The sequence below is a fragment of the Burkholderia mycopellens genome (genome assembly GCF_964265025.1).
Taxonomy (GTDB): Bacteria; Pseudomonadota; Gammaproteobacteria; order Burkholderiales; family Burkholderiaceae; genus Burkholderia.
The window spans coordinates 3,894,554-3,917,836 of the sequence record NZ_OZ183802.1 but is presented as its reverse complement, the minus strand read 5'-3'; the positions used below and the strand labels follow the sequence as shown (position 1 = coordinate 3,917,836).

31 protein-coding genes are annotated in these 23,283 nt (G+C 59.3%); 26 read left to right on the top strand and 5 right to left on the bottom strand.

What is annotated here, in order from left to right:
• The first annotated feature begins 310 nt into the window (after nucleotides 1-310).
• From rpmH to yidC, 4 genes are all read left to right on the top strand, one after another.
• On the top strand, nucleotides 311-445 hold the full coding sequence (gene rpmH, locus ACPTTC_RS18325) for a 50S ribosomal protein L34 (protein ID WP_004198824.1): 135 nt from the start codon (nucleotides 311-313) through the stop codon (nucleotides 443-445).
• A gap of 15 nt (nucleotides 446-460) precedes the next feature.
• Complete coding sequence (rnpA, locus tag ACPTTC_RS18320; protein WP_021157986.1) at nucleotides 461-922, top strand: ribonuclease P protein component; 462 nt, start codon at nucleotides 461-463, stop codon at nucleotides 920-922.
• A 75-nt stretch (nucleotides 923-997) separates the two neighbouring features.
• Nucleotides 998-1,264: a membrane protein insertion efficiency factor YidD gene (gene yidD, locus ACPTTC_RS18315; RefSeq protein ID WP_006750110.1), complete on the top strand. Its 267-nt coding sequence runs from the start codon at nucleotides 998-1,000 to the stop codon at nucleotides 1,262-1,264.
• Between the two features lie 8 nt (nucleotides 1,265-1,272).
• A complete protein-coding gene (yidC, locus tag ACPTTC_RS18310) occupies nucleotides 1,273-2,937 on the top strand; it encodes a membrane protein insertase YidC (protein ID WP_175971128.1) in 1,665 nt (554 codons plus the stop codon).
• 107 nt (nucleotides 2,938-3,044) lie between these two features.
• On the opposite strand, the gene ACPTTC_RS18305 is transcribed toward yidC, so the two are convergent.
• On the bottom strand, nucleotides 3,045-3,476 hold the full coding sequence (locus ACPTTC_RS18305) for a transcriptional regulator (protein WP_175951189.1): 432 nt from the start codon (nucleotides 3,474-3,476) through the stop codon (nucleotides 3,045-3,047).
• Between the two features lie 345 nt (nucleotides 3,477-3,821).
• On the opposite strand from ACPTTC_RS18305, the gene mnmE reads away from it, so the two are divergent.
• The 12 genes from mnmE (at nucleotide 3,822) to ACPTTC_RS18245 (ending at nucleotide 14,198) form a co-directional block, all read left to right on the top strand.
• Nucleotides 3,822-5,216: a tRNA uridine-5-carboxymethylaminomethyl(34) synthesis GTPase MnmE gene (gene mnmE / locus ACPTTC_RS18300; protein ID WP_069258102.1), complete on the top strand. Its 1,395-nt coding sequence runs from the start codon at nucleotides 3,822-3,824 to the stop codon at nucleotides 5,214-5,216.
• 167 nt (nucleotides 5,217-5,383) lie between these two features.
• Nucleotides 5,384-6,619 carry a tyrosine-type recombinase/integrase gene (locus ACPTTC_RS18295; RefSeq protein ID WP_423393295.1) on the top strand — a complete coding sequence of 412 codons (1,236 nt, stop codon included), beginning with the start codon at nucleotides 5,384-5,386 and terminating at the stop codon, nucleotides 6,617-6,619.
• Nucleotides 6,620-6,638: 19 nt separating this feature from the next.
• Nucleotides 6,639-6,809, top strand: a complete 171-nt coding sequence (locus tag ACPTTC_RS18290) for a hypothetical protein (RefSeq protein WP_174942462.1) — start codon at nucleotides 6,639-6,641, stop codon at nucleotides 6,807-6,809.
• 97 nt (nucleotides 6,810-6,906) lie between these two features.
• The gene (locus tag ACPTTC_RS18285; RefSeq protein WP_423393294.1) at nucleotides 6,907-7,254 is read left to right on the top strand and encodes a hypothetical protein; all 348 of its coding nucleotides are present in this window, start codon (nucleotides 6,907-6,909) and stop codon (nucleotides 7,252-7,254) included.
• A gap of 111 nt (nucleotides 7,255-7,365) precedes the next feature.
• The gene (locus ACPTTC_RS18280) at nucleotides 7,366-8,859 is read left to right on the top strand and encodes a hypothetical protein (RefSeq protein ID WP_423393293.1); all 1,494 of its coding nucleotides are present in this window, start codon (nucleotides 7,366-7,368) and stop codon (nucleotides 8,857-8,859) included.
• A 122-nt stretch (nucleotides 8,860-8,981) separates the two neighbouring features.
• Nucleotides 8,982-9,191 (top strand): helix-turn-helix transcriptional regulator, encoded by a 210-nt coding sequence (locus ACPTTC_RS18275; RefSeq protein WP_423393292.1) that lies wholly within the window; start codon nucleotides 8,982-8,984, stop codon nucleotides 9,189-9,191.
• Between the two features lie 11 nt (nucleotides 9,192-9,202).
• Nucleotides 9,203-9,529 (top strand): helix-turn-helix domain-containing protein, encoded by a 327-nt coding sequence (locus ACPTTC_RS18270; protein WP_226244362.1) that lies wholly within the window; start codon nucleotides 9,203-9,205, stop codon nucleotides 9,527-9,529.
• 583 nt (nucleotides 9,530-10,112) lie between these two features.
• Complete coding sequence (locus ACPTTC_RS18265; RefSeq protein ID WP_423392813.1) at nucleotides 10,113-10,601, top strand: hypothetical protein; 489 nt, start codon at nucleotides 10,113-10,115, stop codon at nucleotides 10,599-10,601.
• Nucleotides 10,582-11,253 carry a hypothetical protein gene (locus ACPTTC_RS18260; RefSeq protein ID WP_423392812.1) on the top strand — a complete coding sequence of 224 codons (672 nt, stop codon included), beginning with the start codon at nucleotides 10,582-10,584 and terminating at the stop codon, nucleotides 11,251-11,253. The genes ACPTTC_RS18265 and ACPTTC_RS18260 overlap by 20 nt, the downstream gene beginning before the upstream one ends.
• Nucleotides 11,254-11,565: 312 nt before the next feature.
• Nucleotides 11,566-13,173, top strand: a complete 1,608-nt coding sequence (locus ACPTTC_RS18255; protein WP_423393291.1) for a hypothetical protein — start codon at nucleotides 11,566-11,568, stop codon at nucleotides 13,171-13,173.
• 4 nt (nucleotides 13,174-13,177) lie between these two features.
• Nucleotides 13,178-13,303, top strand: coding sequence for a hypothetical protein (locus ACPTTC_RS18250; RefSeq protein WP_423392810.1), 126 nt, complete (start codon nucleotides 13,178-13,180; stop codon nucleotides 13,301-13,303).
• A gap of 10 nt (nucleotides 13,304-13,313) precedes the next feature.
• Entirely contained in the window at nucleotides 13,314-14,198 is an 885-nt protein-coding gene (locus ACPTTC_RS18245; RefSeq protein ID WP_423393290.1) for a baseplate hub protein, read from the top strand.
• Between the two features lie 458 nt (nucleotides 14,199-14,656).
• Here the strand turns inward: ACPTTC_RS18245 and ACPTTC_RS18240 are convergent, their stop codons facing one another.
• Nucleotides 14,657-15,043, bottom strand: coding sequence for a PH domain-containing protein (locus ACPTTC_RS18240; protein WP_423393289.1), 387 nt, complete (start codon nucleotides 15,041-15,043; stop codon nucleotides 14,657-14,659).
• A gap of 162 nt (nucleotides 15,044-15,205) precedes the next feature.
• On the bottom strand, nucleotides 15,206-15,454 hold the full coding sequence (locus tag ACPTTC_RS18235) for an Arc family DNA-binding protein (RefSeq protein ID WP_423393288.1): 249 nt from the start codon (nucleotides 15,452-15,454) through the stop codon (nucleotides 15,206-15,208).
• A gap of 93 nt (nucleotides 15,455-15,547) precedes the next feature.
• Here ACPTTC_RS18235 and ACPTTC_RS18230 point away from each other — a divergent pair, with 93 nt between their 5' ends.
• The 10 genes from ACPTTC_RS18230 (at nucleotide 15,548) to ACPTTC_RS18185 (ending at nucleotide 21,344) form a co-directional block, all read left to right on the top strand.
• The gene (locus ACPTTC_RS18230) at nucleotides 15,548-15,892 is read left to right on the top strand and encodes a hypothetical protein (RefSeq protein WP_423393287.1); all 345 of its coding nucleotides are present in this window, start codon (nucleotides 15,548-15,550) and stop codon (nucleotides 15,890-15,892) included.
• Nucleotides 15,893-15,943: 51 nt separating this feature from the next.
• Nucleotides 15,944-16,123 carry a hypothetical protein gene (locus ACPTTC_RS18225; protein ID WP_423393286.1) on the top strand — a complete coding sequence of 60 codons (180 nt, stop codon included), beginning with the start codon at nucleotides 15,944-15,946 and terminating at the stop codon, nucleotides 16,121-16,123.
• On the top strand, nucleotides 16,116-16,325 hold the full coding sequence (locus tag ACPTTC_RS18220) for a hypothetical protein (RefSeq protein WP_174916479.1): 210 nt from the start codon (nucleotides 16,116-16,118) through the stop codon (nucleotides 16,323-16,325). Before ACPTTC_RS18225 ends, ACPTTC_RS18220 begins: the two co-directional genes overlap by 8 nt.
• A complete protein-coding gene (locus ACPTTC_RS18215; RefSeq protein WP_423393285.1) occupies nucleotides 16,318-16,602 on the top strand; it encodes a hypothetical protein in 285 nt (94 codons plus the stop codon). Before ACPTTC_RS18220 ends, ACPTTC_RS18215 begins: the two co-directional genes overlap by 8 nt.
• A 221-nt stretch (nucleotides 16,603-16,823) precedes the next feature.
• Nucleotides 16,824-17,102 carry a hypothetical protein gene (locus tag ACPTTC_RS18210; RefSeq protein WP_423393284.1) on the top strand — a complete coding sequence of 93 codons (279 nt, stop codon included), beginning with the start codon at nucleotides 16,824-16,826 and terminating at the stop codon, nucleotides 17,100-17,102.
• The gene (locus ACPTTC_RS18205; protein WP_423393283.1) at nucleotides 17,095-17,382 is read left to right on the top strand and encodes a DUF3077 domain-containing protein; all 288 of its coding nucleotides are present in this window, start codon (nucleotides 17,095-17,097) and stop codon (nucleotides 17,380-17,382) included. Before ACPTTC_RS18210 ends, ACPTTC_RS18205 begins: the two co-directional genes overlap by 8 nt.
• Nucleotides 17,375-17,602, top strand: coding sequence for a hypothetical protein (locus ACPTTC_RS18200; RefSeq protein WP_423393282.1), 228 nt, complete (start codon nucleotides 17,375-17,377; stop codon nucleotides 17,600-17,602). The genes ACPTTC_RS18205 and ACPTTC_RS18200 overlap by 8 nt, the downstream gene beginning before the upstream one ends.
• Nucleotides 17,603-17,670: 68 nt before the next feature.
• Complete coding sequence (locus tag ACPTTC_RS18195) at nucleotides 17,671-18,138, top strand: hypothetical protein (protein ID WP_423393281.1); 468 nt, start codon at nucleotides 17,671-17,673, stop codon at nucleotides 18,136-18,138.
• Between the two features lie 854 nt (nucleotides 18,139-18,992).
• Entirely contained in the window at nucleotides 18,993-19,907 is a 915-nt protein-coding gene (locus tag ACPTTC_RS18190; RefSeq protein WP_423393280.1) for an integrase domain-containing protein, read from the top strand.
• Nucleotides 19,908-20,807: 900 nt separating this feature from the next.
• Nucleotides 20,808-21,344 (top strand): GNAT family N-acetyltransferase, encoded by a 537-nt coding sequence (locus ACPTTC_RS18185; protein WP_423393279.1) that lies wholly within the window; start codon nucleotides 20,808-20,810, stop codon nucleotides 21,342-21,344.
• Nucleotides 21,345-21,363: 19 nt separating this feature from the next.
• Here the strand turns inward: ACPTTC_RS18185 and ACPTTC_RS18180 are convergent, their stop codons facing one another.
• Entirely contained in the window at nucleotides 21,364-22,578 is a 1,215-nt protein-coding gene (locus tag ACPTTC_RS18180) for a hypothetical protein (RefSeq protein WP_423393278.1), read from the bottom strand.
• Nucleotides 22,575-22,976, bottom strand: coding sequence for a hypothetical protein (locus ACPTTC_RS18175; protein ID WP_423393277.1), 402 nt, complete (start codon nucleotides 22,974-22,976; stop codon nucleotides 22,575-22,577). Before ACPTTC_RS18175 ends, ACPTTC_RS18180 begins: the two co-directional genes overlap by 4 nt.
• Nucleotides 22,977-23,283 lie beyond the last annotated feature (307 nt).

Genomic DNA, 23,283 nt, shown 5'->3' with positions numbered 1-23,283 from the left:
AGTCGTGCAGAGGCAGGCGGGAGCCGAAGCGGCGTGCGGGATTCTTGGAGATAAGGCGAGATTCTACCGCCAAACGCGGCCACAGCGGGACTTATCCACAGGCTGGACTTGTGGGTCGCGGGGCCGGATCGGCGCGGGCCGGCACAGGCGCTTGACTCGTAAAGTATTGACCGTCAAGAGAAAAACGGTTTAAATAGCGGGTTCCGCGAAAACCAATCCTGTATTCCCGGCGATTGCGTTCGCCCGAATGCCTCCGGTTAAGGGCACGCGGTCCCCTGAATTTCGACATTCTCGAACAAGTGAGAACATCATGAAACGTACTTACCAACCGTCCGTGACGCGCCGCAAGCGCACCCATGGCTTCCGTGTCCGCATGAAGACGGCAGGTGGCCGCAAGGTCATCAACGCTCGCCGCGCGAAGGGCCGCAAGCGCCTCGCCATCTAAGGCAGGTTGCGCGCTGTGTCCGCCGTCCGCAGTCCTGCGGAAGGTGCCGTCGAGCCGGGTGCGAATCCGTCGCAGACGAAAGCCGCCTTCCCGAAAGCTGCGCGACTTCTGAAAACGGATGAATTTTCATCCGTTTTTCGTTTGCGTCCCTGGCGGCGCTCCGCGCACTTCGTGATTTACGGCAAGCCGACCGGTCAGCCCGCGCGTCTGGGGCTCGTCGTCGGCAAGAAGTATGCGCCGCGTGCAGTCACGCGTAATCTCGTGAAGCGGCTGGCGCGCGACGCGTTTCGCTTGCGCCGGGCCGAATTCGCCGGTTACGACCTGCTGCTGCGGCAGCACACGCGCTTCGACAAGAAAGCGCTGCCGAGCGCGGCTTCCGCCCCGCTCGCGGCGATGTGCGCGGCCGAGATCCGCGAGCTGCTCGACAGGGCAGTCCGGGAAATCGCCCGCCGTGCGTCGAAGCCCGCGTCCGAGTGACGCATCCGTGCCCGGTGCGGCGTTCGCGCCTGCCCGGCCGGTTTTGACGCGGCGCCGAACGGCGCCGCCCAAGGTATGGAAACGGTCTTGATCGCGTTGCTGCGCTTCTACAAGGTTGCCGTGAGCCCGATGCTCGGCAACCGTTGCCGTTTTTATCCTTCCTGTTCGGATTACGCGCGCGAGGCAATCCAGTATCATGGCGCCGCGCGCGGCACGTATCTCGCCGTCAGGCGCGTGTGCCGATGCCATCCGTTTTCCGCGGGCGGCATCGACCTCGTCCCGCCGCCCAACTCCGACACTCGCGCTCGCGGCGAAGCCGACGCGCGGTCCCATCGACTCTGAGACAACGCATGGATATCAAACGCACCGTCCTATGGGTGATCTTCTTCATGTCAGCTGTCATGCTGTACGACAACTGGCAGCGTTCCCATGGACGCCCGTCGATGTTCTTCCCGAGCGCCACGCAGACGGCCCCCGCGGCCGCTGCCGGCGGCGCATCGGGCACGGGCGCGACGACGACCGCAGGTGAAGTGCCTGCCGCCGCAGCCGGCGCCGCACCGTCGACGACGGCACCGGCCGCCCAGGCGCAGCTCGTGAAGTTCTCGACCGACGTGTACGACGGCGAAATCGACACGCGCGGCGGCACGCTCGCGAAGCTGACGCTGAAGAAGCAGGGCGACGGCAAGCAGCCCGACCTGTACATCACGCTGTTCGACCACACGGCCGGCCACACGTATCTCGCACGCTCGGGCCTGCTCGGCGGCGATTTCCCGAACCACAACGACGTCTACACGCAGCTGAACCCCGGCTCGACGTCGCTGACGGGTGACCAGAATTCGCTGAAGCTGTCGTTCGAATCGCCGGTGAAGGGCGGCGTGAAGGTCGTGAAGACCTACACGTTCACGCGTGGCAGCTATGTGATTGGCGTCGACACCAAGATCGACAACGTCGGCACGGCGCCTGTCACGCCGACGGTCTACATGGAACTGGTGCGCGACAACACGGCCGTCGAAACGCCGATGTTCTCGCACACGTTCCTCGGGCCGGCGGTCTACACGGACGCGAAGCACTTCCAGAAGATCAACTTCAGCGACCTCGACAAGAACAAGGCCGACTACGTGACCTCCGCCGACAACGGCTGGGTCGCGATGGTGCAGCACTACTTCGCGTCGGCCTGGATTCCGCAGCAGGGTGTGAAGCGCGACATCTACGCCGAGAAGATCGATCCGACGCTGTACCGCGTCGGCGTGAAGCAGCCGGTCGCCGCGATCGCGCCGGGCCAGTCGGCCGACGTGCAGGCACGCCTGTTCGCCGGTCCGGAAGAAGAGCGCATGCTCGAAGGCATCGCGCCGGGCCTGGAACTCGTGAAGGACTACGGCTGGGTGACGATCATCGCGAAGCCGCTGTTCTGGCTGCTCGAGAAGATCCACAGCTACATCGGCAACTGGGGCTGGTCGATCGTGCTGCTGACGATCCTGATCAAGGCCGTGTTCTTCCCGCTGTCGGCCGCGAGCTACAAGTCGATGGCGCGCATGAAGGAAATCACGCCGCGCATGCAGGCGCTGCGCGAACGCTTCAAGAGCGATCCGCAGAAGATGAACGCCGCGCTGATGGAGCTGTACAAGACCGAGAAGGTCAATCCGTTCGGCGGCTGCCTGCCGGTCGTGATCCAGATCCCGGTGTTCATCTCGCTGTACTGGGTGCTGCTCGCATCGGTCGAAATGCGCGGCGCGCCGTGGGTTCTGTGGATTCACGACCTGTCGCAGCGCGATCCGTTCTTCATCCTGCCGGTGCTGATGGCCGTGTCGATGTACGTGCAGACGAGCCTGAACCCGACCCCGCCGGACCCCGTCCAGGCGAAGATGATGAAGTTCATGCCGATCGCGTTCTCGGTGATGTTCTTCTTCTTCCCGGCCGGCCTCGTGCTGTACTACGTCGTGAACAACGTGCTGTCGATCGCACAGCAGTACTACATCACGCGCAAGCTCGGCGGGGCCAAGAAGAAGCCGGCCTGACGCCCGTTGCTCGCGCGGGGCGGCGCGTTCGCCCCGCGCGGCACGAAAAAAAGCCGCATGGTTCGCCCATGCGGCTTTTTGCTTTGTGCGGATCCGGTAGTGCGGGCTCAGCCCTTCTTCGATTCGCCCGAGTCGCCGTAGAACTGCTCGACCAGTTCCTGCACGAGGTAGCGACGATGCGGCGCCAACGCTTCGATCTTCGACGCGAGTTCGATCGTCTCGGGCGTCAGCGGATAGCGCTCGTCACGCGGCAGCGGTTGCGGCGTCGGGTGTTCGATCACGCTCGGCGACGGGCCGTAGTGCAGCCAGTGGACGTCGACGCGCAGCCATTCGGCGAGCGTGGCGAGTTTGTCCGACGTCGGGATCGTGCGGCCCGTCAGCCATTTATGCGCGGTTTGCGGCGAAACGGGCTGCGCTCCGCGATGGCGCAGATTGAATCGGTTCGCCAGCTCCGTCGCGCCCGCGATCTTCTCCGGGCTGCGCCGCAGGGCGAATTTCAGGCGTTCCGAGAACGCGGCTTTTTCTTCGGATGTCGGCATGGGGGAGATTGTGCAATTCCACCGCCGCATTTCAGACAACCATTCGGGATAAACATATCTCGTTCGGACGAATCCCGGTCTTGACCGAGGTGCGTGGCGGAATTGAGGGCCATAGCATTGGGCCGCTCCAGCAGGCATACTCGTCCGAAACGCTGGCTGTGACATTGCGCCGGGATGATACTCGGCTTATCCCCAGCGGGATAAATTCGAGCGTGTCCGAATCCTGCGCGGCGGCCGGTGACGTGCGAGCCGGCACGCTACAATGCCGGCGTTCCGATGCCCGACCTGTTGCGCGGGCGCACCATATTCACCGATCACCCGATTCATCCCATTCAACCGATTCCCATGCTCGCTACCGATTCCGATCCGATCGTCGCCATTGCCACTGCTGCCGGCCGGGGGGGCATCGGGGTCGTCCGCGTGTCGTTCGGGCGCGGCGGCGAGGCGGCCGCGTTGCCGCTGATCGACGCGTTGTGCGGGCAGAAGCTCGCACCGCGCCACGCGAGCTACGTGCCGTTCCTCGACGAGCACGGCGCGCCGCTCGACCGCGGGATCGCGCTGTACTTCCCGGCACCGCATTCGTACACCGGCGAGCACGTGCTCGAGCTGCAGGGGCACGGCGGGCCGATCGTGATGCAGCTGCTGCTGCAGCGCTGCCTCGATGCAGGGCGCGGTTTCGGGCTGCGGCTCGCGGAGCCCGGCGAATTCACGCGACGCGCGTTCCTGAACGACAAGCTCGATCTCGCGCAGGCCGAGGCCGTTGCCGACCTGATCGAGGCGAGCACCGAAGCCGCCGCGCGTTCGGCCGGGCGTTCGCTCGACGGTGCGTTCTCGCGGCAGATCCATGCGCTCGTCGACGACGTGATCACGCTGCGGATGCTGGTCGAGGCGACGCTCGATTTTCCGGAAGAGGAGATCGACTTCCTCGAAGCGGCCGACGCGCGCGGCAAGCTCGCGAAGATTCGCGCGCAGCTCGCGCACGTGCTGGGCGACGCGCGCCAGGGGGCGTTGCTGCGCGAAGGGCTGTCGGTCGTGCTCGCGGGGCAGCCGAACGTCGGCAAGTCATCGCTGCTGAATGCGCTGGCCGGTGCTGAACTGGCGATCGTCACGCCGATCGCGGGCACGACGCGCGACAAGGTGGCGCAGACGATCCAGGTCGAAGGGATTCCGCTGCACATCATCGATACGGCCGGGTTGCGCGAGACGGAGGACGAGGTCGAGCGGATCGGCATCGCGCGGACGTGGAGCGAGATCGAGCGTGCGGATGTCGTGCTGCATTTGCTGGACTCGCGCACGGGGATGACGGCGGACGACGAGACGATCGCGGCGCGGTTTCCGGGCGGCGTGCCGGTGGTGCGCGTGCTGAACAAGACGGATCTGACCGGTGTGGCGGCGTGCGTCGAACATCCGGCCGCGGAAGGCGATCTGACGGAGGTGCATCTGTCGGCGAAGCGCGGCGACGGGATCGACATGCTGCGTGCGGAGTTGCTGCGGATCGCGGGGTGGCAAGCGGGGGCCGAAGGCGTGTATCTCGCGCGCGAGCGGCATCTGATCGCGTTGCGGGCCGCGCAGGAGCATCTGGCGCAGGCCGCGGATCATGCGGAGCAAAGGGCGCAGTCGTTGGATCTGTTTGCCGAGGAGCTTCGGCTTGCGCAGGAGCAGCTCAATGCGATTACCGGGGAGTTCACTTCGGATGATCTGCTGGGGGTGATTTTCAGCAGGTTTTGTATCGGAAAATAACCAGTCGCCCAAGGTTGTCCAAGGTCGTCTATCCTCCCCGCTGAAACCCTTGTGAGTACTAGGATTGGTCGCCTAGCGTTGCCCAAGGTTGTCTATTGACATCCACCCTTTGATGGTACACATTTAGGTACACAAGGACGTTGTGTCCCAATCGATGTGTACCAACCATGCCGAAAACCGTCGTCCCGCTGAATGACACCCGCATCAAGGCGCTGAAGCCGAGGGCGGCGCGCTACCGCATCTCGGACGGTGGCGGCCTCGTGCTGGAGGTCATGACGTCGGGTTCGAAGGTCTGGCGCTACCGGTACACACTGCACGGCGAACGACAGCCGATGGTGACGATCGGGGACTACCCCGCGGTCACGTTGCAGGAGGCGCGCGAGAAGGCTCGCCGATACGCCGAGATCGTCGCCAAAGGCGTTTCCCCTATCGCTGATGCCAAGAAGGATCGCGGCGCCGTGAAGCGCTTCGATACGATTCGCGAGTTCGCTGACGATTGGTACACAACCCAGATCGCGGGAATGTCGCCCGAGTACGCTCGGACGATCAAGCGCGCGCTCGAGAAGGACATCTATCCCGCGATCGGCAACAAGCCGCTGCCTGAAGTGACGCCTGGTGACGTGCTGGCGATCTGTGACCGGATCAAAGCCCGCGGTGCGCCCAAGATGGCGCTCTCGACCCGGAACGTCATCAAACGACTGTTCGAATACGCGATCGCGCGCCAGCTTGCTCAGACGAATCCGGCCCATGCCGTCGTCGCTCGCTTTGTCGCCACCCAGGACAGCCGCACGCGAGTCCTCTCCCCTGACGAGATTGGCATGGTGTTGCGTGCCGTCTACGCCTCAGACATCCGCCGCGCGCTCAAGCTGGCGATTCACCTCCTGATCCTGACGATGGTTCGGAAGTCCGAGCTGATCGAGGCGCGGTGGTCGGAGTTCGACCTTGACGCCGGCATCTGGCGCATTCCTGCCGACCGGATGAAGAAGGACAAGGAGCATTGGGTCTACTTGTCTTCGCAGGCCGTTGCGATGCTCCGCGAGCTGTTCGAGCAGACCGGCAACCACGAGCACGTATTTCCGTCGACGCGCGGCCGCGGTGACCAACCGATCGCCAAGAGCACGCTGAATCAGGCGGTGCGCTCGCTCAGTCTCGATGTTCAACACTTCGTCCTGCACGACTTCCGCCGTACTGCATCGACGCACCTGCATGAGATGGGCAGGTCGTCGGACGCGATCGAAAAGGCGCTGGCGCATTCGATCAAGGGCATCAAGGGCGTGTACAACCGAGCCGAATACGCCGAAGAGCGGCGAAAGATCCTCCAGCTATGGGCCGAGTTTGTCGAGGCTCAGGTCAGTGAAGGGAGGAAGGTCGTGATCGGCAATTTCGGCCCGTCAGCAGCCTGATCGATATCGAGTGACTATGATGAACGAATACGAAGTCGAAATCGTGCAAGGCAAGCTGGACGTGGCTCTGTTCCACCTCTATCAGGCACGCCGTCGCCATGTGCGCGACCAACATTTGCCGCCGGCAGTGCAGATGCTTGAGGAAGTGAAGGAACTGCTCGAGGGGCGACGTCCAGATGGCGGCGCGTGAAGGCGTTCGACCGTTGCCTGATGGGATCAGGCGTACGCGGTGCTGGTGGGTGCGGGAACACCGACTAGCACCCACGAAACCCTTAGTGGAGGTTGTCATGGGTAACGCGAATTCTGCCGAGCTTGCCGGGCTGCCTGACTTTCATCCAACGACAAAGCAGCTTCGTCGATGGGACAGGCAGGACCGAGCGCAGACCGCTTTCAATGTGACCTACTGGCAAGTTGTGGAGGATAGGCGCCTGCCAGATGGGCGCCGATATCTCGGCGTTCCGTTATCGTCGATGCTTGCGACAAAGCAAGCCTGTCGAAAAGCCTATGCTGAGATCAAAGGCAAGCATCCGCGTGCTTACCGAGTGCGCGGAACGTTCTTTTTCCATTGGGATGAGCCGAAGGATCTCGCGGCTCGCCAATGGGCACTGCACGAGATCCGGCGCAACACTATTTGACAGACGGCCTAAACAGCTTTGCCCCTGTCTAGCTCGACGGAGCAAAAAGCCGGAAACCTTCACCGGCCTGGCAGGAGCACCCAATTGAAGGCTTGCGCGTGAAGGGCGCAGATGACGTTCAGCTTCCCCAATCTGCCGAAGCTATCGCTTTGGGACATCGGCTGCCTGTACACCGAGCAGAATGCGACCGACGACAAACCTACAAACGAGACACGCCACAAGCTGGCCGAACTCGCGCAGGCGGTATTCGACGGGAAACTCTGGGTGGAATTTCACCCTGATGTCGGCTTCGATTTCGTCAAGGGCTTCATGCCCGCAGCTGCCCGCGCCCGCGTCGATACCGAATGGCGAAAGCTCGACCTGGTGACCGTTCGCCGTGAGGACTGGGGGCGGTATGAGCAACTGCAGGAGGACCATTCGGAGCACGGAACGATAGCCTCGGCGGCTCAATCGATACTCGCTGTGCTGCCAGAAGAAGAAACCCGGAACAGTATCGGGAGTGGTGGCGAGGTATGGGTTGTCGACGAAGCGGCGGAAGCTTCACAACACCATCAGGGCCTGGACATTGTCTCCTTGAGCGAAGCGATGAATTTCATCGCGCTCATCATCGATGTTCCCAAGGGACGCACCTCTGCAGACGACGAGCCGATGTGGCGCGCATCGGAGGCGGCCAAGAAGCTGTACCAGTGCTTGCACGACGCCACGGGAACCGGACCACGATGGATGGAGGTGCATCCGACCATCGGCATGCCACTGGCGAGCGATACTGTCGCCAATGAAGGCATGGCAATTCTGTTGCATGCGGCAGGATGGTACGAACGAGAGACAACGGCACGTATGCGGCATACGCTTGATTGCGTGAAGGCCGGTTTCGATCCTGCTGTCGTCGGGCCAGCGTCTCGCGACCCTAACGCGGGTCAATGGGACTACGGCAAATATTGGATGCGCGAGCACCAGATTGGATTCGTGCGCGATGAACTATCTGCGATCCTCGGGATGCACATCGGAGAAGTATCGATTCGCGACCACGAAGAGGCACGAGCGATTCTCGGGCGGAGGCTCGAACGACTCGACCGTATCGCATGGGCGATGGTCACTCTCGCTTCCGATGCCTCCGTTCAGAATGAGACCTGCTATCGGCAGATTCTCGGTGTGACCAAGTGGCTGGAGTCACTAGGCTTGCAGTATCGCACCAGTGACAGTCTGCCAGCCAGCCAGCCGAAAGGCGTTTCTGTAGCCGGTATGGACGTGCGCGAGTACCAATATCTGGTCGTCGCGGACGTTCGGGCGGCTGCAATCGCGGACAAGTGTTGGCCGTCGCTCGGGGACGCGCACAGAACTGCTTCGGACATACAGCGGGCTTATGAATCTTCGGAAACCCCCGGCAAGCCCCTCCCCGTCCAGCGGCATCAGGAGCAAGAGATTCTGCGCGTGCTTCGTGAGCTCGGTTATAACCCGCTTGCATTGCCCAAACGGGTCAATGGGAAGAAATGGGTCGCCGCCGAGGTTAGAGACAAGCTTACTGGCCCCAAATGGACGAGATCTATCCACGATAAGGCGTGGGAGCGCCTGCGGGAAAACGGTGACATCAACGAGGCGGATTGAACCATCCCCCAAACTGGGGGACGGTGGGACGCTTGCGGCGGCGGATGGTTGTGAAAATCTAATTACGGACATCGACAGGCACAACCGTGCATGTGTCGAGACAAACTCTAAGGAGAGAGTCGATGTCCGTGAACACTCGGGGCCTTCGCCCCAACCAAGCCGCCGAGAAACTCGGTATCGGTGTGAGCACGCTTTGGCTGCGTGCGAAACACGACGCTGATTTTCCGAAGCCGGTAAAGCTGAGCAGCCGCACCACCATCTTCGTCGAGAGCGAACTCGACGCGTACCTCCAAAAGCGCATTGCTGAATCGCGCGGCACGGTTGCCGCGTAAGGAGGGGCGCTATGACCAGCAAAAAAGACAAGGGCCGCAACCCCTGCCAGGGCGCGACCCAGATGACCAGCAAGGTCAATCATAGGGATATGTCGACCGCCGCGCAACGGGCGCGGGTGCTCGAACATTTGCGCGCGGGCTCTCAAACAACTTATTCGCTTCGCCGCCACGGAATCTCTCATCCCGCTCAGCGTGTTCGGGAATTGATCTTGGCCGGGCACGTTATCTCGTCATCCCCAGTAACTGCTATCGATTCGGACGGCTTCGCCCATCGAAAAGTCGCGCTCTATACGCTCGTTAAAGAGGTACGAAGCCACATTCAAGAGGAGGCCGCGTGATGTATGGCGAACAAGCGGCGACACAGCAAGACCAGCCGCGATGCTGGTGGCTTTCTCGCGATTCCGTGGAGCGTGCTCGACAGTCGGGCGTATCTGGGTCTTTCGCACCCTGCCAAGTCACTCTTGCTCGAAATGGCGAGGCAGTACCACGGGGACGACAACGGGCGCTTGATCGTAACCCTAGCGTATCTCGGGCCTCGGGGCTGGACTTCGTACGACACGATTCAGCGAGCCAAGCAGGAGTTACTGGAAGCTGGATTGATCTACGAGACGGTAAAGGGACGGCGACCGAATCGAGCGAGCTGGTACGCACTGACGTGGCAGACATTGGATCGACTGGATGGGTACGACGAGGGAGCGGAAGCGGGCTTCGTTCGAAGTGCCTATCTCAAAACGATGCCCTTACACCGGGAGACGGTGTAGGGAGCACTCCTATTGCACCGGGAGACGGTGTAGAGACCGTCTCTCCTACACCGCCAGACGGTGCAATAGAGGCCGTTTTTGCCACTCTCTCTACACCGCCAGACGGTGACCCTCTAGAGAAGCCATCTACACAGGCAATTTCCCAGAAGGAGGTGCAGCGATGAACCAGCAATCGATGCTGCCCGATACCGAAACGTTACTGAAACAGAAGCGGCGGCAGGAAGAGGTCACGATGGCCGAGTTCCTTGATGCGTGCAAGGCCGCTGGCGAAAAGGCCATCCCTGCCGATGATCCGGCCTATCGCTACGCCGAGCGCGCCGGCATTCCCGATGATTTCCTTGAGATCGCCTGGCTGGAGTTTCGTGAGCGCCATCTCGACAACACGGCAAAGAAATACCGGGACTGGCGGGCGGCCTTCCGGAATGCGGTCCGGGACAACTGGTACCGTTTGTGGCGCTACGCCGACGGTGATTGCGTACTGACAGCCCAGGGTGAACAGGCGGCGCGTGTGCATGGCAAGGCAGTGCCGCAGCAACGTGGCAAGTTCGACCCTGTTGCATATGTGAATCGAAATCGAAAACCGATGCGCAGGAACAACTTCGACCAGATCGACTACCGGGAGGGGATCAATGACGACGGCTCGTTCTGAACAGATGGAAGCGGCTGAGCCGGCGATTGCATCCAGTTCCGTCGCGGCGATCGAGACCGGCGGCCAGCCCGCCGCCTCCGCTACGCATGCGGACAAAGAGCGTGCGGAAAAGCGCGGAACGACCGCCGCCGAAACCACCGCCGATTTGATGGCGCGACCGTCATTCATGGCGGCTCACACGGCAATGAGCTTTATTCCGGACTCGATGAAGGCGTACGGCCCGGCCAACGTTATCAGCATGTACGAGGAGTTTCACAGGCGTGTGAAAGGCGTTTGCGAGGGCGATATGACGACGCCCGAGGCGCTGCTTATCGCGCAGGCCATGTCGCTCAATTCGATCTACAACGAGTGCGCGCAGCTCGCGGGCGCGAATATCGCCAAGCGCCTCCCGCAGGCCGAAGTCCTCATGCGTATGGCTCTGAAAGCCCAGGCTCAATGTACGCAAACACTGCGAGTTCTGGGCGAGTTGAAGGCGCCCAAGTCGGTCGCGTTCATCAAGCAGCAGAACAATGCGGCGGGCAACCAGCAGGTCAACAACGGACCGGTGACGCAAGGCACGTCCGCGCGCACGAGCGAAGAATCGCCGGAACGATCAAACGAACTATTAAGAGACGAACGAGGGAGCAACCATGCCGCGACGCTGGACGCCTGAGCAGCGGGCTGCACAGGCGGAAAAGATCCGCAGATGGAAACCGTGGGAGCAATCCACGGGCCCGGTGACTGATGAGGGTAAAGCCGCGGCATCACAAAACGCGCTCGTACATGGCTTGCGCGCCCGTGACTGGCTCGCCTACCGGAAGCGTATTAACGACCTGCTGCGCGCCTTCAGGGCGTGCACAAAACAACTCTAAGAGGGCGACCGTGTGCCTTACACACTGGAAAATCAGCCCGACCTTCAATCTCGGGGAAGACACCAACTCCAGCACGCTTTGTGCGGACGTTACTTTTTTGGAACTTCTAAAACATGCAAGCCAGTCAAGTACCCACTAGTTTCCCAATCCCTTTTGCCAATTCTGCGGAGGCCGGCTACATCCGTCCGATCCCCGTTGCCAGCCAAATTGGCATTCAGAACGGTGCCGCAAGTTTGGCGGATGGATTCCCTCCCCTTACGTTCCTGGCTGTCAATGCCGGGGGTGTCCCGCCCTTTGGGCAGGATATGAATGGCTTGCTCAATCAGATCACTGCCGGCGTCCAGTGGGAACAAGTCGGCGGTCAGCCGGTTTATAACGCGACCTTTGCGAACGCGATTGGTGGATATCCGAACGGTGCTGTACTTCAAAGTGGTGACGGTTCGGGATTTTGGCGTAACACTGTCGACAATAACAAAAGTGATCCGGACGCAGGCCCTGCTTCGTTCACTGGTTCGATTTCTGGCACCACACTTACTGTGACGGCGGTGTCGTCTGGCACCATGCAAGTAGGACAGATTCTATCTGGCACGGGCATTACGACGGGAACGCAAATTCTTGCGCTCGGAACCGGGACTGGTGGCACTGGAACGTACACGGTTAACAGTTCGCAGACAGCTTCAAGCACCACAATTACTGCCGCTGGCGGTTCTAATTGGTTGCCGGGTTCGTTCTATGGTTCGACGACGATTCCGGTAACGAATGCCAACATCACTTTGACGGCGGCTCAATATTCAAAACGCATTATTTTTATCACCGGAACACTTACCGGCAACGTTCAAGTCACATTCCCGAACACCACGCAAACTTGGTACGTGGTCAATCAGACCGTGCCTGGTTCGTACACCCTTTCTGTACTTGAAAACGGTGGCACACCCTTAGTCATTGTCCCGGGCGCCATTGAGATTCGTGGTGATGGTGCGAATACCAACGTCGATGCCTGGCAAGTTGGATCTGCGACTCAGAACCAACACGCCGTACAAGCCAACCAACTCTTTGGTGGTTTGAAGGGTATTTCTCGTTTCACATCAAGCAGCACATTTACGGTGCCTGCTCTTGTGACCACGATTTATATCAGCGCATGTGCTGGCGGTGGTGGTGGCGGCAGTGGCGCGAGCAACAACGGAGGTCAGTCGAGTCTTGTTGGTGGCGGGGGCGGCGGCGGCGGTGGAGCTGGTCAAAGCATTATTCGCCAACCTTATACCGTTACACCTGGGGCAAACATCCCGATCACGATCGGCGCAGCTGGCACAGGAGGTCCGTCGCCATCGAACGGCGCTGGGAGCGCTGGTACGGCCGGTGGCAATACCATCGTAGGCTCGCTTATTACGTTGACTGGCGGCGCCTCTGGTATTGGCGGCAACTCTGTTCAATCGAACAGCCCCGGCGGCGGTGGTGCGGGTGGAGCAGGTGGCGCAGGTTATCCGATAGGCGGCAACGGCTCCGATGGCAACTATGCAGGGAACGGCGGCGTTGGCGCGTCGTGTCCCTTTGGCGGAGGTGGTCCGAATGGCCGAGCTGGTACCACTGCAAACGGAGCGGCTGCAGCTTATGGATTTGGTTCGGGCGGCGGCGGCGGCGGTGGCGGCTATGGTTCCGCTTCCGCGGTGCCCGGTGGAAGCGGTGCTGCGGGTGCTCCGGGATTCGTTCTTATCGAATGGTGATGCTATGAGCAACTACGCCATCATTGAAAACGGAAACGTCATCAACGTGGTGGTGTGGGGTGGCGAGCCCGTAGCGGGCTCGCTAACGACCTTGTTGCACGCCTGCAGGAAGCAACTGAACCAAACCTAACGGAAATCCTATGAGCTTCACGCGCAAGAAAATCAATCTAACCTTCAAGCTGGGACAGGACACGAATGGCGTGCAATACACATTCGATGGCAAATATGACACGGTGACCGTTACCGGCCTGCGCATTCAGGCGACTATTGCCAATGCAGGGGGAGCATCAATGGGCGAGGCCTCGGTGATCGTGCATGGGCTCTCGCCGTCCCTGAGAAACCAGCTTTCCAACGTCAACCGGGCGGCTGATGGTCGACTATCGATTCAGTTCAACCAGCTCACCATCGAAGCCGGGGATGATATTGCTGGCATGAGCAGGATTTTCCAGGGGCAGATCTCGCAGGCTGTTCCCGATTTCGGGCGCGCACCCGATGTGAGTCTGGTTGTCACGGCGCACGGCGGCCTGCTTGAGGCGGTCAAGATGACGCCCGCGTTGAGTTTTCCGGGCTCCGCCGATGCTGCAGTCATCATGCAAAACCTTGCCACGGAGAACGGCTACACGTTTGAAAATAACGGTGTCTCGGTGATGCTGTCGACGCCCTACTTCCCAGGATCGCCCAAACGGCAAATGGAAGCATGTGCGAATGCCGCCAACATCAACTGGTCGCTCGATAACGGCACGCTGGCAATCTGGCCGAAAGGCGGTAGTCGCGGTGGTGTCGTGCAGACAATATCGCCAGAGACGGGAATGATCGGCTATCCGGCAGGGACTCCCGCTGGAGGAGTATTGGTTCGTACGCTATTCAACCCACACTTACACTACGGTGCTGCTGTACAGGTGGAGAGTAGTTTGCCTTTCGCCAACGGCAAATTTGTCCTATTCGACATTGCCCATGACCTTGAGAGCGAGACGCCTAACGGGCAGTGGGAGACGTCGTTCAGTGGGTCTGTGTTGGCCCTCTGAACCGCGCGCGCGGTGGTCGCATCTGCTGGTGGCCCTCCGGATGCAGATCGCCCTTGCGCACTGCCAAGTTGGTGCCGATCCGGTAGCCACCGTTTGAAAACAATCAAAGGAAATCAGACGGGGGCCGCGTACAGGCGAAACACCAGATCGGATTGCTGCTGCCAATAACGCCGCGCCTCCTAAATAGTGCGACCAGTACGCGCGCGAGCAGGGTGGCAAAAAGCGCCGTGTCCGACAGGAGAAACCGGGCCCCCCGCCAAAGCCTTGCCAATAAAGGGTTTTATGGGTTTTGAGTCAGTAAATCGGCTGATTCGAGCCGCCACTGCGGGTGATCGGACCACCATCATCCGGCCGGTCGGCGTCACGATCCCAATGCCATCACGGCGCCAAATAGCAAAAAGCCCGCACGAAGCGGGCTGGACTAATCTCACACCTTGTACGGTCTTGCTAGACGTGAACTATACGGCTTGTTCTTGTTGTTCCAGAAAGCGCTTGCGGAATTCCATCGGGCGCGAGATGCCCGGGATCGGTGCCTGAGGGTTACCGGCCCCGGCCATCACGATCGATCCGAAGTCGAAGATTCGCCCCAGAATACCCTGGTGGATCTGGATGCTTTCGACTTTGCGGATGCCGATTTCAACAGTGCTGCGTCGGATGAACCCGAACTTCGCGACAATTCGCTTGTTCGTGACTGCCAGTTCCGTGGATTTGTACCGGATGAATACGTCCAGCCACAGGAGCAGGCCGATACCGAACAACGGGAGGAGTAGCAGGCCGAGAATGATTTTGGGAGCAAGGTGCCAAAGGCTCAGCTGCCCCTGATAGACGACCTGCTCTTCAGACATGAGATTTTTTTGTACGTAATTCGCCACGATATCCCCGGGTGGTGTGTTTTCGGCAGAGGTGTCAGTTCTCTGAGTTATCGGCACATGCAGTCTTAACTTTACCCGATCGGGACGGGCGAATTGGCAGTTTGAGTGGCCTTCACGGTCGCCGACCTGTTGCGGTCAGCCCTTCCTATGTTGCTTTTCCCGCTCATCGAGCGCCTGAACGACCTTGCCGGCCACGGTGTCGGCGAAAAGGTCCATCGTTCGGTCGTCCATCGGTTGCCCGCTGCTTTCCACAGTAAAGCTTTCTTCGAGGCGAGCCACCACCTCGGCGTTCATTGACCGATTGTTCGCGTCTGCAATCTGCTTCAGCTTGGCTTTGAGATCGGCCGGAAGGCGCAGGTTGGTCTGGAGGTCGTCACTAGTCATGGAATTATTATATGTAGCAAAGTGCTTGCTATCAACGTAGCAGTTTGCTACATTCCATTCAACGTCACTCAACTTTGGTTCGAGGAGATCGCGATGGATGCCACTCTTGCCACCGAACGAAACACTGCCACTCCTGGCCGCATTCTCCCCAAGGGGATTGGATGCTTTTCCCGCGGGGAATCCGAGTTGCGCTGCCGTCCGGGGGCCCTTGCGATTCTGTCGACTCACTACGAGACGCGAATCATCCGTGTCCTATCGCGCGCTGCGGACATCTGCCTCGACTGGAAAGTCGAAATACTGGGCAGTCCACTCTGGTGCGTCGATGCGCGTACCAACCTGCCGGCGCTCACGAATCTTGCCTTGGTGAAGGACAGTCAGTTGTTTTCGCTCGAGACGGATGACATGGAGTTGTCACTGACTGAAGAGCAGGATGGTTGACGGAGTGACCCCCAGTCGACGGCATTTTTAGTGCCTAATGATTAGGACAACATGATGATTAAAAATGAATCAACTGATCGCGAGGATTCGTCCCGCCTCGTCGAACGAATCGTCCAAGACGCTTTGCGTAACGCCTCGATTGCGTCCACCGATGCAGATGCGTTGGATATCGCTGGCGACGCACTGTGTCGTATCGTCGAAATTACCCGTACGGAGGTGCAGCGTGGATAAGAAAAACCTGAAAGAGAGATTCAACGAAGCCCTATTCGATTTGGGTGAGCTTGATGGGCTGCTCGACATTCTGTATGCGGTCACACCTGATGACGCCATCGACGAGCTGCCTCTCAAATGTGTTTTGTTGCAGGCGTGCCGTAAGGTTAAGAGCGTGAGCACCGCGTTCTGCCAACTTGAGGTGGAGGTGGGCAATGGCTGAAATCGACAATCGAGAATCTGCTGCACGAGGCATTTCCGGGGCCGTCCAGGCCTTGAGCGATCTCTGGAAAATTCTCGACGGTTCGCTCGGCAGTGACAGGGAGGGTGCGGTGTGCGCTATGGCAATCGAGCTGCTGCCGTTGATTGGTGGCCGGCTTGATAGCGCTATTTCCGCGCTCGGCGTGGGGCCAACCGGTTGTTTCGAACAAGTATTGGCCGCCAAGGGAGTGGTGGTTGGCGCATCCGGCAGCCCCAGAGAAGAGGTGTGCCGTGGATAACCGCAAGATCACATCTCAATTGGGCTGCGGATCTCAAATCGTTCACTTGGTGGATTTCCAGAGGAGTCCACCGCCGGCCGCTCACACTCTATCGGGAGAGGCCGCCCGACGCGAGCTTAAGCTGACAATCCTGTCCCTGTCGAATCATGTGCTTTCCTGTGCCGAGTTAGTCGCCAAATGCGCCGAACTGTTCGAGGCGCTTGACGAGGTGGGGGCGCATCATGGCTAAGACATCGTTTCCGATATCGATTGCCGGGTCTGACGGGCTCCTGCTTGTAGAGGCTGATGCACCGATAGCCGATTCCTTGCAGGAAGCGTCGAACACCTTGGAGGCAGCCCTCACCATCATTACTGCTGTCGCTAACGGCATGGAGGCGATTCCGGAGGCGCAATCGACACTTTATGGCGCCCTCACGTTGATCGGAATCAGCAAAGGTCTTGCCGATGCAGCACTCGTCAAGTACGGCTTGGCGAAGGACACGGAGGTGAACCATGTCTGACATTCGCACGCTTAAGACTCTCGCTGAAGAGCCTCTCGATAGGAATGCGATGACTGGATATTTTTCGGTCACGGCTGGTATGCCGGTTCTTGAAGCCCTGGAGGCTTCGTCATGCCATCTCAGCGTCGTGCTGGACGTGCTTCGAGACGCTGCATCCAATAGCACTGAATGTTCGAGCCAAATGTATGCCGCTATCGCAGTTGCAGCGATGGCCAAGGGACTACTCGATTCTGCTGTCTCAGCTATCGAGGCCGACGGTCGGGAGGCGGATCATGAATGAAAACACATCCCTTCTGCGATGTCCTGATGCGTTGCATGCCGCGAGCAACGCGCTTTTGCACGCTGAGCAGCTGCTGATATTTGTGCGGGACTTCATTCAGACAGAGCCGGACGATAACGACCACGTTCTGGCGCTTGTGGCGGCAGCGATCAGCTATTTGCATGCGCAAGGAGTTGAGGCTGGCGAGACGGCGGACGATCTGTTGGCGCAATCGATGTGATCCAAATTCGAGGTGATGCGTTCTGACTGCCTGTCCGATCGGGCTTCAAGAGCGCAGGGGCAACGAAGATGCAAGAAGAACAATTCCTGATTCGCGACCGGTCCTATGGTGTCTGGCATCGGTCGCGATCTATTAGTCGCTACATCGGGAAACGTGAGGCCAAGGCACTTACGATGGCCGATCTTGATAGCGTGTTGTTCGTCGAATACGGGTACGGGAACAAGCTTCCGTTGGCTCTTGTCGAGGTCGCTCAGGACATCGGGCAAGAGAAGCCCACTGGCGTTATTCGGGAGCTGGCAAAGATGGCGAACCTGCCGGCATTCGTTGCGCTCTACACGCCCGCGCAGCAGGCGAATCCCACCAGTCCCGCGTGGCATGACATCGACGGTTTCCGCGTTCGACGTGTGTGGCCGAGACCGGAGGCGTCGTGGAGGTCGCTGACGCCGGGGCAGTGGGCAAACGCGCTGCTACAGATTCGGGACTGGCAACTGCGCAAGTATGTATCGCGCGCCGCCGAGAACGATGCCCACTTCTGACGTCTAGTTTCGGTTGTCGCGGCAAGACAACAACACGTTTTTTCCTGTCCTAGCGGCGCATCACTTTGCGATATCTCACGTAGACCGAATGCCGTCGCGACAGTATGCGTGCGTCACTCTGTAGACGTGGCTGCCACTCTTCAGCGCAGGACAGGGGCCGCCGAAAAATTGTTGCCAAGCCGTACGAGCCCCGCTAATCTTCCTTCATACCTAGCCCGGGTTAAGGGCATCGACCGAAGTGCGCCGAGACTAATCGGCAATTGTTTTGAAAGCTCGCTCTGCGAGCGCGGTGACTTGATCACCGAATGAACTGAGTAGGGCCTACGCCCAAAATCCGTCCATTGTTTCCTGATGGGCTCGTGACTGCTTCGCCGGTAGGTGAAGCCCTCCATCGCCTTTTGCTTTCTGCGGAAGGCGCGATGTGCAATCCCCGTATGCCGCTCTCGCGGCAATCAATCCGTGACGTGCGCTCCCCAGCGCTAACGCCGTGTCTTGCTGCGTCCGTCTCAATCGTCCTCGCGACGACTGGCGGCGCGCTCGACCTCGGCGTCTGGAATCTCGTGCCGACTCGCTCGGCACGCATCAATTCGCGCGGTCGGGGCATTGGCGCCCCCGATCGGTCGCAAAGCCAAAACACGGATCAAACGGGGGAAGCGTCCTCCCGCCGCGTGCCGACCCTCATCGGGTTGATGCGCGCCGGGCTGCGCTAGCTTGCTGGCGTAGAACGCTCCCAATCTCACCAGGCCGAGGCTCGTGCCCCCGTTTGTTGTCTCCCAGCTGCGTTTGAGCGGCTCCGTCCAGCGGATAGGGAGGCAACTGGGGGTCGAGCCTCACGTCATGGATGCGGGGTACGCATGTCGCACAAATCTCTCACGGCCGACCTGTGCCGTGCTGCGCGCGGGGCGCGTGGCAAACAGGCAAACTCGACCTCCAACGGTCGGGAGAAGTCGCTCGCGCGTTTCGCGCGGTTTCTGTGGGACACGGGCTTTCAGGTTCACACGACCGGTCAGCTCAAGGAGAAGCATCTGATCGCGTGGTCGAACGACATGACCGGCCGAGGGCGTTCGAAGCGGACGGCCGTCAACAACATGACGCACATCCGAACGGCGCTCGAAGGGATCGGTCGTCGGCCGTTCGCTGACAAGATGAGCAATGCGGCGCTCGGTCTGTCGGGCGCGAGCCGGGCCGGAACGAAGCGGCCGATGATGCGCGACGAGCTGGAACCGTATCGTGCTGCTGTTGCTGCGATCGATCCCGGTATCGCGATTGTGCTCGAGCTGCAGCTCGAATTTGGGTTGCGGGGCAGGGAGGCGGTTCAATGCATCAAGTCGCTGGCCGAATGGCGGCGCGCGCTTTCGAGCTCGATCGGGGATGGCTTCGTGACCATCATTCACGGGACGAAGGGAGGTAAGACGCGTCGAAGCCCACCGCTGGATCGGCAGCGCGCCGCTGAGCTGGTAGAGCGGGCGATTGGACTGTCGAACGAGTACGGCGGGAAGCTGGTCCGCAAGCCGGATTTGAAGCGAGCGATGGAGCGCTATCACTACGTCGTGCGCAAGGCTGGCATGACCGACGAGCGCGCGCCGCATAGCCTTCGGTACGCGTATGCGACCGAACACCTTGAGCGGCAGAAGGCTGCCGGCGTATCACGCCGAGAAGCGGCCGCTGGTGTGTCAACGTGGCTCGGCCACGGGGACGGCCGCGGCACGTGGGTGGAGCGGGTCTATGGGCGCGAGGCGTTGGCCGATGCGGAGGTGAAGCATGCATAAGCACGTCGACACGCTCCCAGAGGTTGGCCACTCGCGCTGGAGGCAAATCGCGCCGTTCGTGGGCGTGTGCAGGGAGACATGGCGAAAGCTCTACTTGGCCGGACGGGCGCCTCAGCCGATTCAACTATCTCCGCGGTGCACGGTCTGGAAGAACAGCGAGATCCATGCGTACCTTCGGGACCCGTTGCAGTTTCGCCCTGGCCAATGACTAAGTTGCGTTCCACTTGGGTTTCGCCGAGCGTCGCCCGAATGGCTGCTGGCCCAGCGTCAGTAGGCTGTTGGCCGTCTTCGTCCTGATTGGGGCCAACTGGGCGTGTTGCTGGTATCGCTATTTTCCTTTTGAAATTAGCAGTTTAGAGCTAGACTCTCAACTATGCGAAAGAACGCACAACGTCCGCTCGTTGACTCCTTCTCGGTTGCGCAAGCCGCGCGACTGTCAGGGTTGACCCTCAATATGGTCAACTATCTATGTCGCTATGACGTTGTTGTCCCAAGCGCTAGCAGTGAACGAGGCCGCGGGAAACGGCGAGCGTTCACGTATCGCGATGTGCTGTTGCTTCGTGTGCTTTCGCAGTTGTTGATGCAGGGCGTTTCGGTGCTGGGGCTGCGCAGGAGCCTACTGGCGTACCGAGAGCGTGGGACGGCTGCGACTGGTATCGAGTCGTGTCGCTACTTTGTGACCGACGGATATAATGTTTATTTTCAGGACGGCGGTCGCTTAGAAGACTTGTCGTCCGGGCAGCGGGCATTCGCGTTCGTACTGGATATGAAGCCGGTCCGCGACGCGCTGCAAAAAGAAATAGGGCGGGTGCGTCGGGCAGGGAACGCCTGACGATCAGTGATGTCGAACACTAGAATAATTACATTTGCCTTTCGCCTCCTGAGGGGATGATGATGAACGTGAGCAAAGTTATCGACGCGGTCAGCTTGGCCCGCGAACCGGAACATACTTCGGGGATGCTCTCCGAGGTATGCGCTCGCGTGCGAGATCTGCGCGATTTTTATCCCGAGTTCGACAAATGGTTGGCAGAACGGGTTGTACCAGGTCTCAAGACTGGCGAGCGTTCGATTTTGATGGAATACCGTCAAGGACAACTTGCGGCATTGGCGATTCTGAAAGACGCTGACGAAGAGAAAAAGCTGTGCTGCCTTCGTGTGCTCCCTGGGTTCCAGGACACGGGCCTCGGCTATCGTATGTTCGAGAAAGCATTTGACCAACTCGAAACGCGTTCGCCTTTGTTGAGTGTTGCTGAGGAGCGTTTGCCCGTGTTCAAGCGTCTCTTCGACCATTTCGGCTTTGAGCTCGCCGGGACTCATCATGGTCTCTATCGCGAAGGTCGTATGGAGTTTGCATTCAATGGTGCGCTAATGCTTCCTCGGCACGCCGTGTCGAATGCAAATCAAAGGCAGCGGCTCTCCGCTGTCCTCGCTGCGTAATTACGTGGGTCTCCGCTTTTTACCGGGAGGCCCACCATTCGCTAACTGTATCGCGAGTCTTTATCCATGCTCGCTTAAATCGACTGGCAAGATCGTTCAGCGTTGCGCGATCAATTAGCATTAAGAGCACAAGAACTGCGGCGGGCAATAGCAACCACAAAAATAGCTGTTGCCATGTTGGATCAGTGTTCGAATGAGTGCCTGCGCGCGTAATGAAATACCCCTTCACGACATCCCAAATTGCACTTCCGAGAGTTCCTAGCAACGCAACCACAATTACAAAACGGGTGTTTGTTGATCGCGTTGACGTAACGTGTACAAATCGGCCCAGTGCGACCAGGTCCTTTACAGGAGTGTCCGGTTGTTTTGACGCTGCGGTCCACTGATAGCCAAGGTAATTTTTAACTGTTTCGCCATTCTGGCCATGGCTGCGATAGGGGAGATTGATGTAGCCATTCCAAATCTCCTCATCTTCTAACGAGCGGCATCCCTTGTAACCCTCACTATGAAACGGAAGCTCGGTTTCTCGAGGAACAATTGCGAAGACGTGGATTTTCTTTAAGCGAGGAAATTCCAACCTCGCCTCGCCAAGTAAAACTTGATCTGGTACCCCGCGTCGGACGTTAACGCGGAAATCTAGTAAACGAGTGACCACGCTAGAGCTCAGCAGCGTGCGGTCCTTGGGACGAAACGTCGCGAAAAACACGTCTCTGGGTACATTCGTAATCCTCAGGCGAATGTATCTCCAAAAGCCTTTGTGCTCATCTTTTGAATAGTTAAGCTCGGGCCATTCAATACAAAATCTCGTAACTTCGCTTTGTCCATCTATTGTCAAATGGGAATGTTCAATTTTGCGAGAGTCTAAACGAACAACGAGAAACGAGTCGCCCTTGTGGCTTGGGTGGGAAGGGCTATTGAGGGTAACCACGGCATAGTGTGCATCGGAAGCTCCCTCGTAAGTTGCGACTTCATTAAAGATCGCCGTCAGCAGCTTGTCACCGTCTAGGCCTGGGCCAAGGTCAACCAGATGCGACCGACGGGCGTGCCAAGGCAGATCAATCCAGATGGCATTTATGCCGCTGGGATTGCTGACCATCAATCCGATATCGAGATAGGATTTGTCGGCGATATCCCAGAGATTTACGTGCAACTGATCCTGAACATCTTTGTCCGACTGTTCGGTCGCCTGGTCCCGAAGGTACCTGACGACGATCCCCGAAAATGGATAGTTCATTGGTCTACATATGTATAGTTTTGTGGGGGACGCATGACCCCCAAATCTTGCACAAATGTATCACGAACTATCTCAATCGCCTGCAGCACTAGGCAATGAATGTCCCGTTTGGGATCGATGTACTTGAAAAAATCTGATTCGGTGACTCCCGAGACATCTCTGAACTGGTCCCAGGCTTCCTTCGCTTGGATAGTTACGACTTCTTTGATGGTGGCGCGCAATGCGATGCGGCCTTGGCTTCCCTTCTCGCAAAACCAGATAGTTCGAACGCTTGCTTTGGGCCAGACCTTGCGAAACTCGACGAGTTTGTCGCCCGACAGCAACTTCGCGACGAGGGGCGGCGTTACCGTTACGACGACTGCCGCAGTACAGTCGAATCCGTCTAGAGTTGTTTGCATGAAGGAAGGGAGTTGCCGGCTACCGGTAGCGACTCAGGCTGGCATTCATGGTCGATGGGGGCAAATTATGCCGTTGATCAACTCGCTGGGAAAGACGGGCTGGCAAGGAAGCAGGATGGGGTTCAGTTTTGGGTACACACTATGGTACACAAAACGCACCTTGCGTCGGAAATTCCTTTCCACGTAAGGAGTTGGGGAAAGTTTCTAGGTTTTGTATCGAGAAGCGAAAAGGATTGCGGGGCGGGAATGGCACAGCCATCGCCCGGCAATAGAACGTGCCTGCATCCGCGTGACGACTGCCAGTCAG

What these genes read in the sequence shown, in the direction of transcription:
- rpmH (WP_004198824.1), top strand. Translation starts at nt 311, where the DNA reads ATGAAACGTACTTACCAACCGTCCGTGACGCGCCGCAAGCGCACCCAT.
- yidD (WP_006750110.1), top strand. Translation starts at nt 998, where the DNA reads ATGGAAACGGTCTTGATCGCGTTGCTGCGCTTCTACAAGGTTGCCGTG.
- yidC (WP_175971128.1), top strand. Translation starts at nt 1,273, where the DNA reads ATGGATATCAAACGCACCGTCCTATGGGTGATCTTCTTCATGTCAGCT.
- ACPTTC_RS18305 (WP_175951189.1), bottom strand. Translation starts at nt 3,476, where the DNA reads ATGCCGACATCCGAAGAAAAAGCCGCGTTCTCGGAACGCCTGAAATTC.
- mnmE (WP_069258102.1), top strand. Translation starts at nt 3,822, where the DNA reads ATGCTCGCTACCGATTCCGATCCGATCGTCGCCATTGCCACTGCTGCC.
- ACPTTC_RS18295 (WP_423393295.1), top strand. Translation starts at nt 5,384, where the DNA reads ATGCCGAAAACCGTCGTCCCGCTGAATGACACCCGCATCAAGGCGCTG.
- ACPTTC_RS18290 (WP_174942462.1), top strand. Translation starts at nt 6,639, where the DNA reads ATGAACGAATACGAAGTCGAAATCGTGCAAGGCAAGCTGGACGTGGCT.
- ACPTTC_RS18285 (WP_423393294.1), top strand. Translation starts at nt 6,907, where the DNA reads ATGGGTAACGCGAATTCTGCCGAGCTTGCCGGGCTGCCTGACTTTCAT.
- ACPTTC_RS18280 (WP_423393293.1), top strand. Translation starts at nt 7,366, where the DNA reads ATGACGTTCAGCTTCCCCAATCTGCCGAAGCTATCGCTTTGGGACATC.
- ACPTTC_RS18275 (WP_423393292.1), top strand. Translation starts at nt 8,982, where the DNA reads ATGTCCGTGAACACTCGGGGCCTTCGCCCCAACCAAGCCGCCGAGAAA.
- ACPTTC_RS18270 (WP_226244362.1), top strand. Translation starts at nt 9,203, where the DNA reads ATGACCAGCAAAAAAGACAAGGGCCGCAACCCCTGCCAGGGCGCGACC.
- ACPTTC_RS18265 (WP_423392813.1), top strand. Translation starts at nt 10,113, where the DNA reads ATGAACCAGCAATCGATGCTGCCCGATACCGAAACGTTACTGAAACAG.
- ACPTTC_RS18260 (WP_423392812.1), top strand. Translation starts at nt 10,582, where the DNA reads ATGACGACGGCTCGTTCTGAACAGATGGAAGCGGCTGAGCCGGCGATT.
- ACPTTC_RS18255 (WP_423393291.1), top strand. Translation starts at nt 11,566, where the DNA reads ATGCAAGCCAGTCAAGTACCCACTAGTTTCCCAATCCCTTTTGCCAAT.
- ACPTTC_RS18250 (WP_423392810.1), top strand. Translation starts at nt 13,178, where the DNA reads ATGAGCAACTACGCCATCATTGAAAACGGAAACGTCATCAACGTGGTG.
- ACPTTC_RS18245 (WP_423393290.1), top strand. Translation starts at nt 13,314, where the DNA reads ATGAGCTTCACGCGCAAGAAAATCAATCTAACCTTCAAGCTGGGACAG.
- ACPTTC_RS18240 (WP_423393289.1), bottom strand. Translation starts at nt 15,043, where the DNA reads ATGTCTGAAGAGCAGGTCGTCTATCAGGGGCAGCTGAGCCTTTGGCAC.
- ACPTTC_RS18235 (WP_423393288.1), bottom strand. Translation starts at nt 15,454, where the DNA reads ATGACTAGTGACGACCTCCAGACCAACCTGCGCCTTCCGGCCGATCTC.
- ACPTTC_RS18230 (WP_423393287.1), top strand. Translation starts at nt 15,548, where the DNA reads ATGGATGCCACTCTTGCCACCGAACGAAACACTGCCACTCCTGGCCGC.
- ACPTTC_RS18225 (WP_423393286.1), top strand. Translation starts at nt 15,944, where the DNA reads ATGATGATTAAAAATGAATCAACTGATCGCGAGGATTCGTCCCGCCTC.
- ACPTTC_RS18215 (WP_423393285.1), top strand. Translation starts at nt 16,318, where the DNA reads ATGGCTGAAATCGACAATCGAGAATCTGCTGCACGAGGCATTTCCGGG.
- ACPTTC_RS18210 (WP_423393284.1), top strand. Translation starts at nt 16,824, where the DNA reads ATGGCTAAGACATCGTTTCCGATATCGATTGCCGGGTCTGACGGGCTC.
- ACPTTC_RS18205 (WP_423393283.1), top strand. Translation starts at nt 17,095, where the DNA reads ATGTCTGACATTCGCACGCTTAAGACTCTCGCTGAAGAGCCTCTCGAT.
- ACPTTC_RS18200 (WP_423393282.1), top strand. Translation starts at nt 17,375, where the DNA reads ATGAATGAAAACACATCCCTTCTGCGATGTCCTGATGCGTTGCATGCC.
- ACPTTC_RS18195 (WP_423393281.1), top strand. Translation starts at nt 17,671, where the DNA reads ATGCAAGAAGAACAATTCCTGATTCGCGACCGGTCCTATGGTGTCTGG.
- ACPTTC_RS18190 (WP_423393280.1), top strand. Translation starts at nt 18,993, where the DNA reads ATGTCGCACAAATCTCTCACGGCCGACCTGTGCCGTGCTGCGCGCGGG.
- ACPTTC_RS18180 (WP_423393278.1), bottom strand. Translation starts at nt 22,578, where the DNA reads ATGAACTATCCATTTTCGGGGATCGTCGTCAGGTACCTTCGGGACCAG.
- ACPTTC_RS18175 (WP_423393277.1), bottom strand. Translation starts at nt 22,976, where the DNA reads ATGCAAACAACTCTAGACGGATTCGACTGTACTGCGGCAGTCGTCGTA.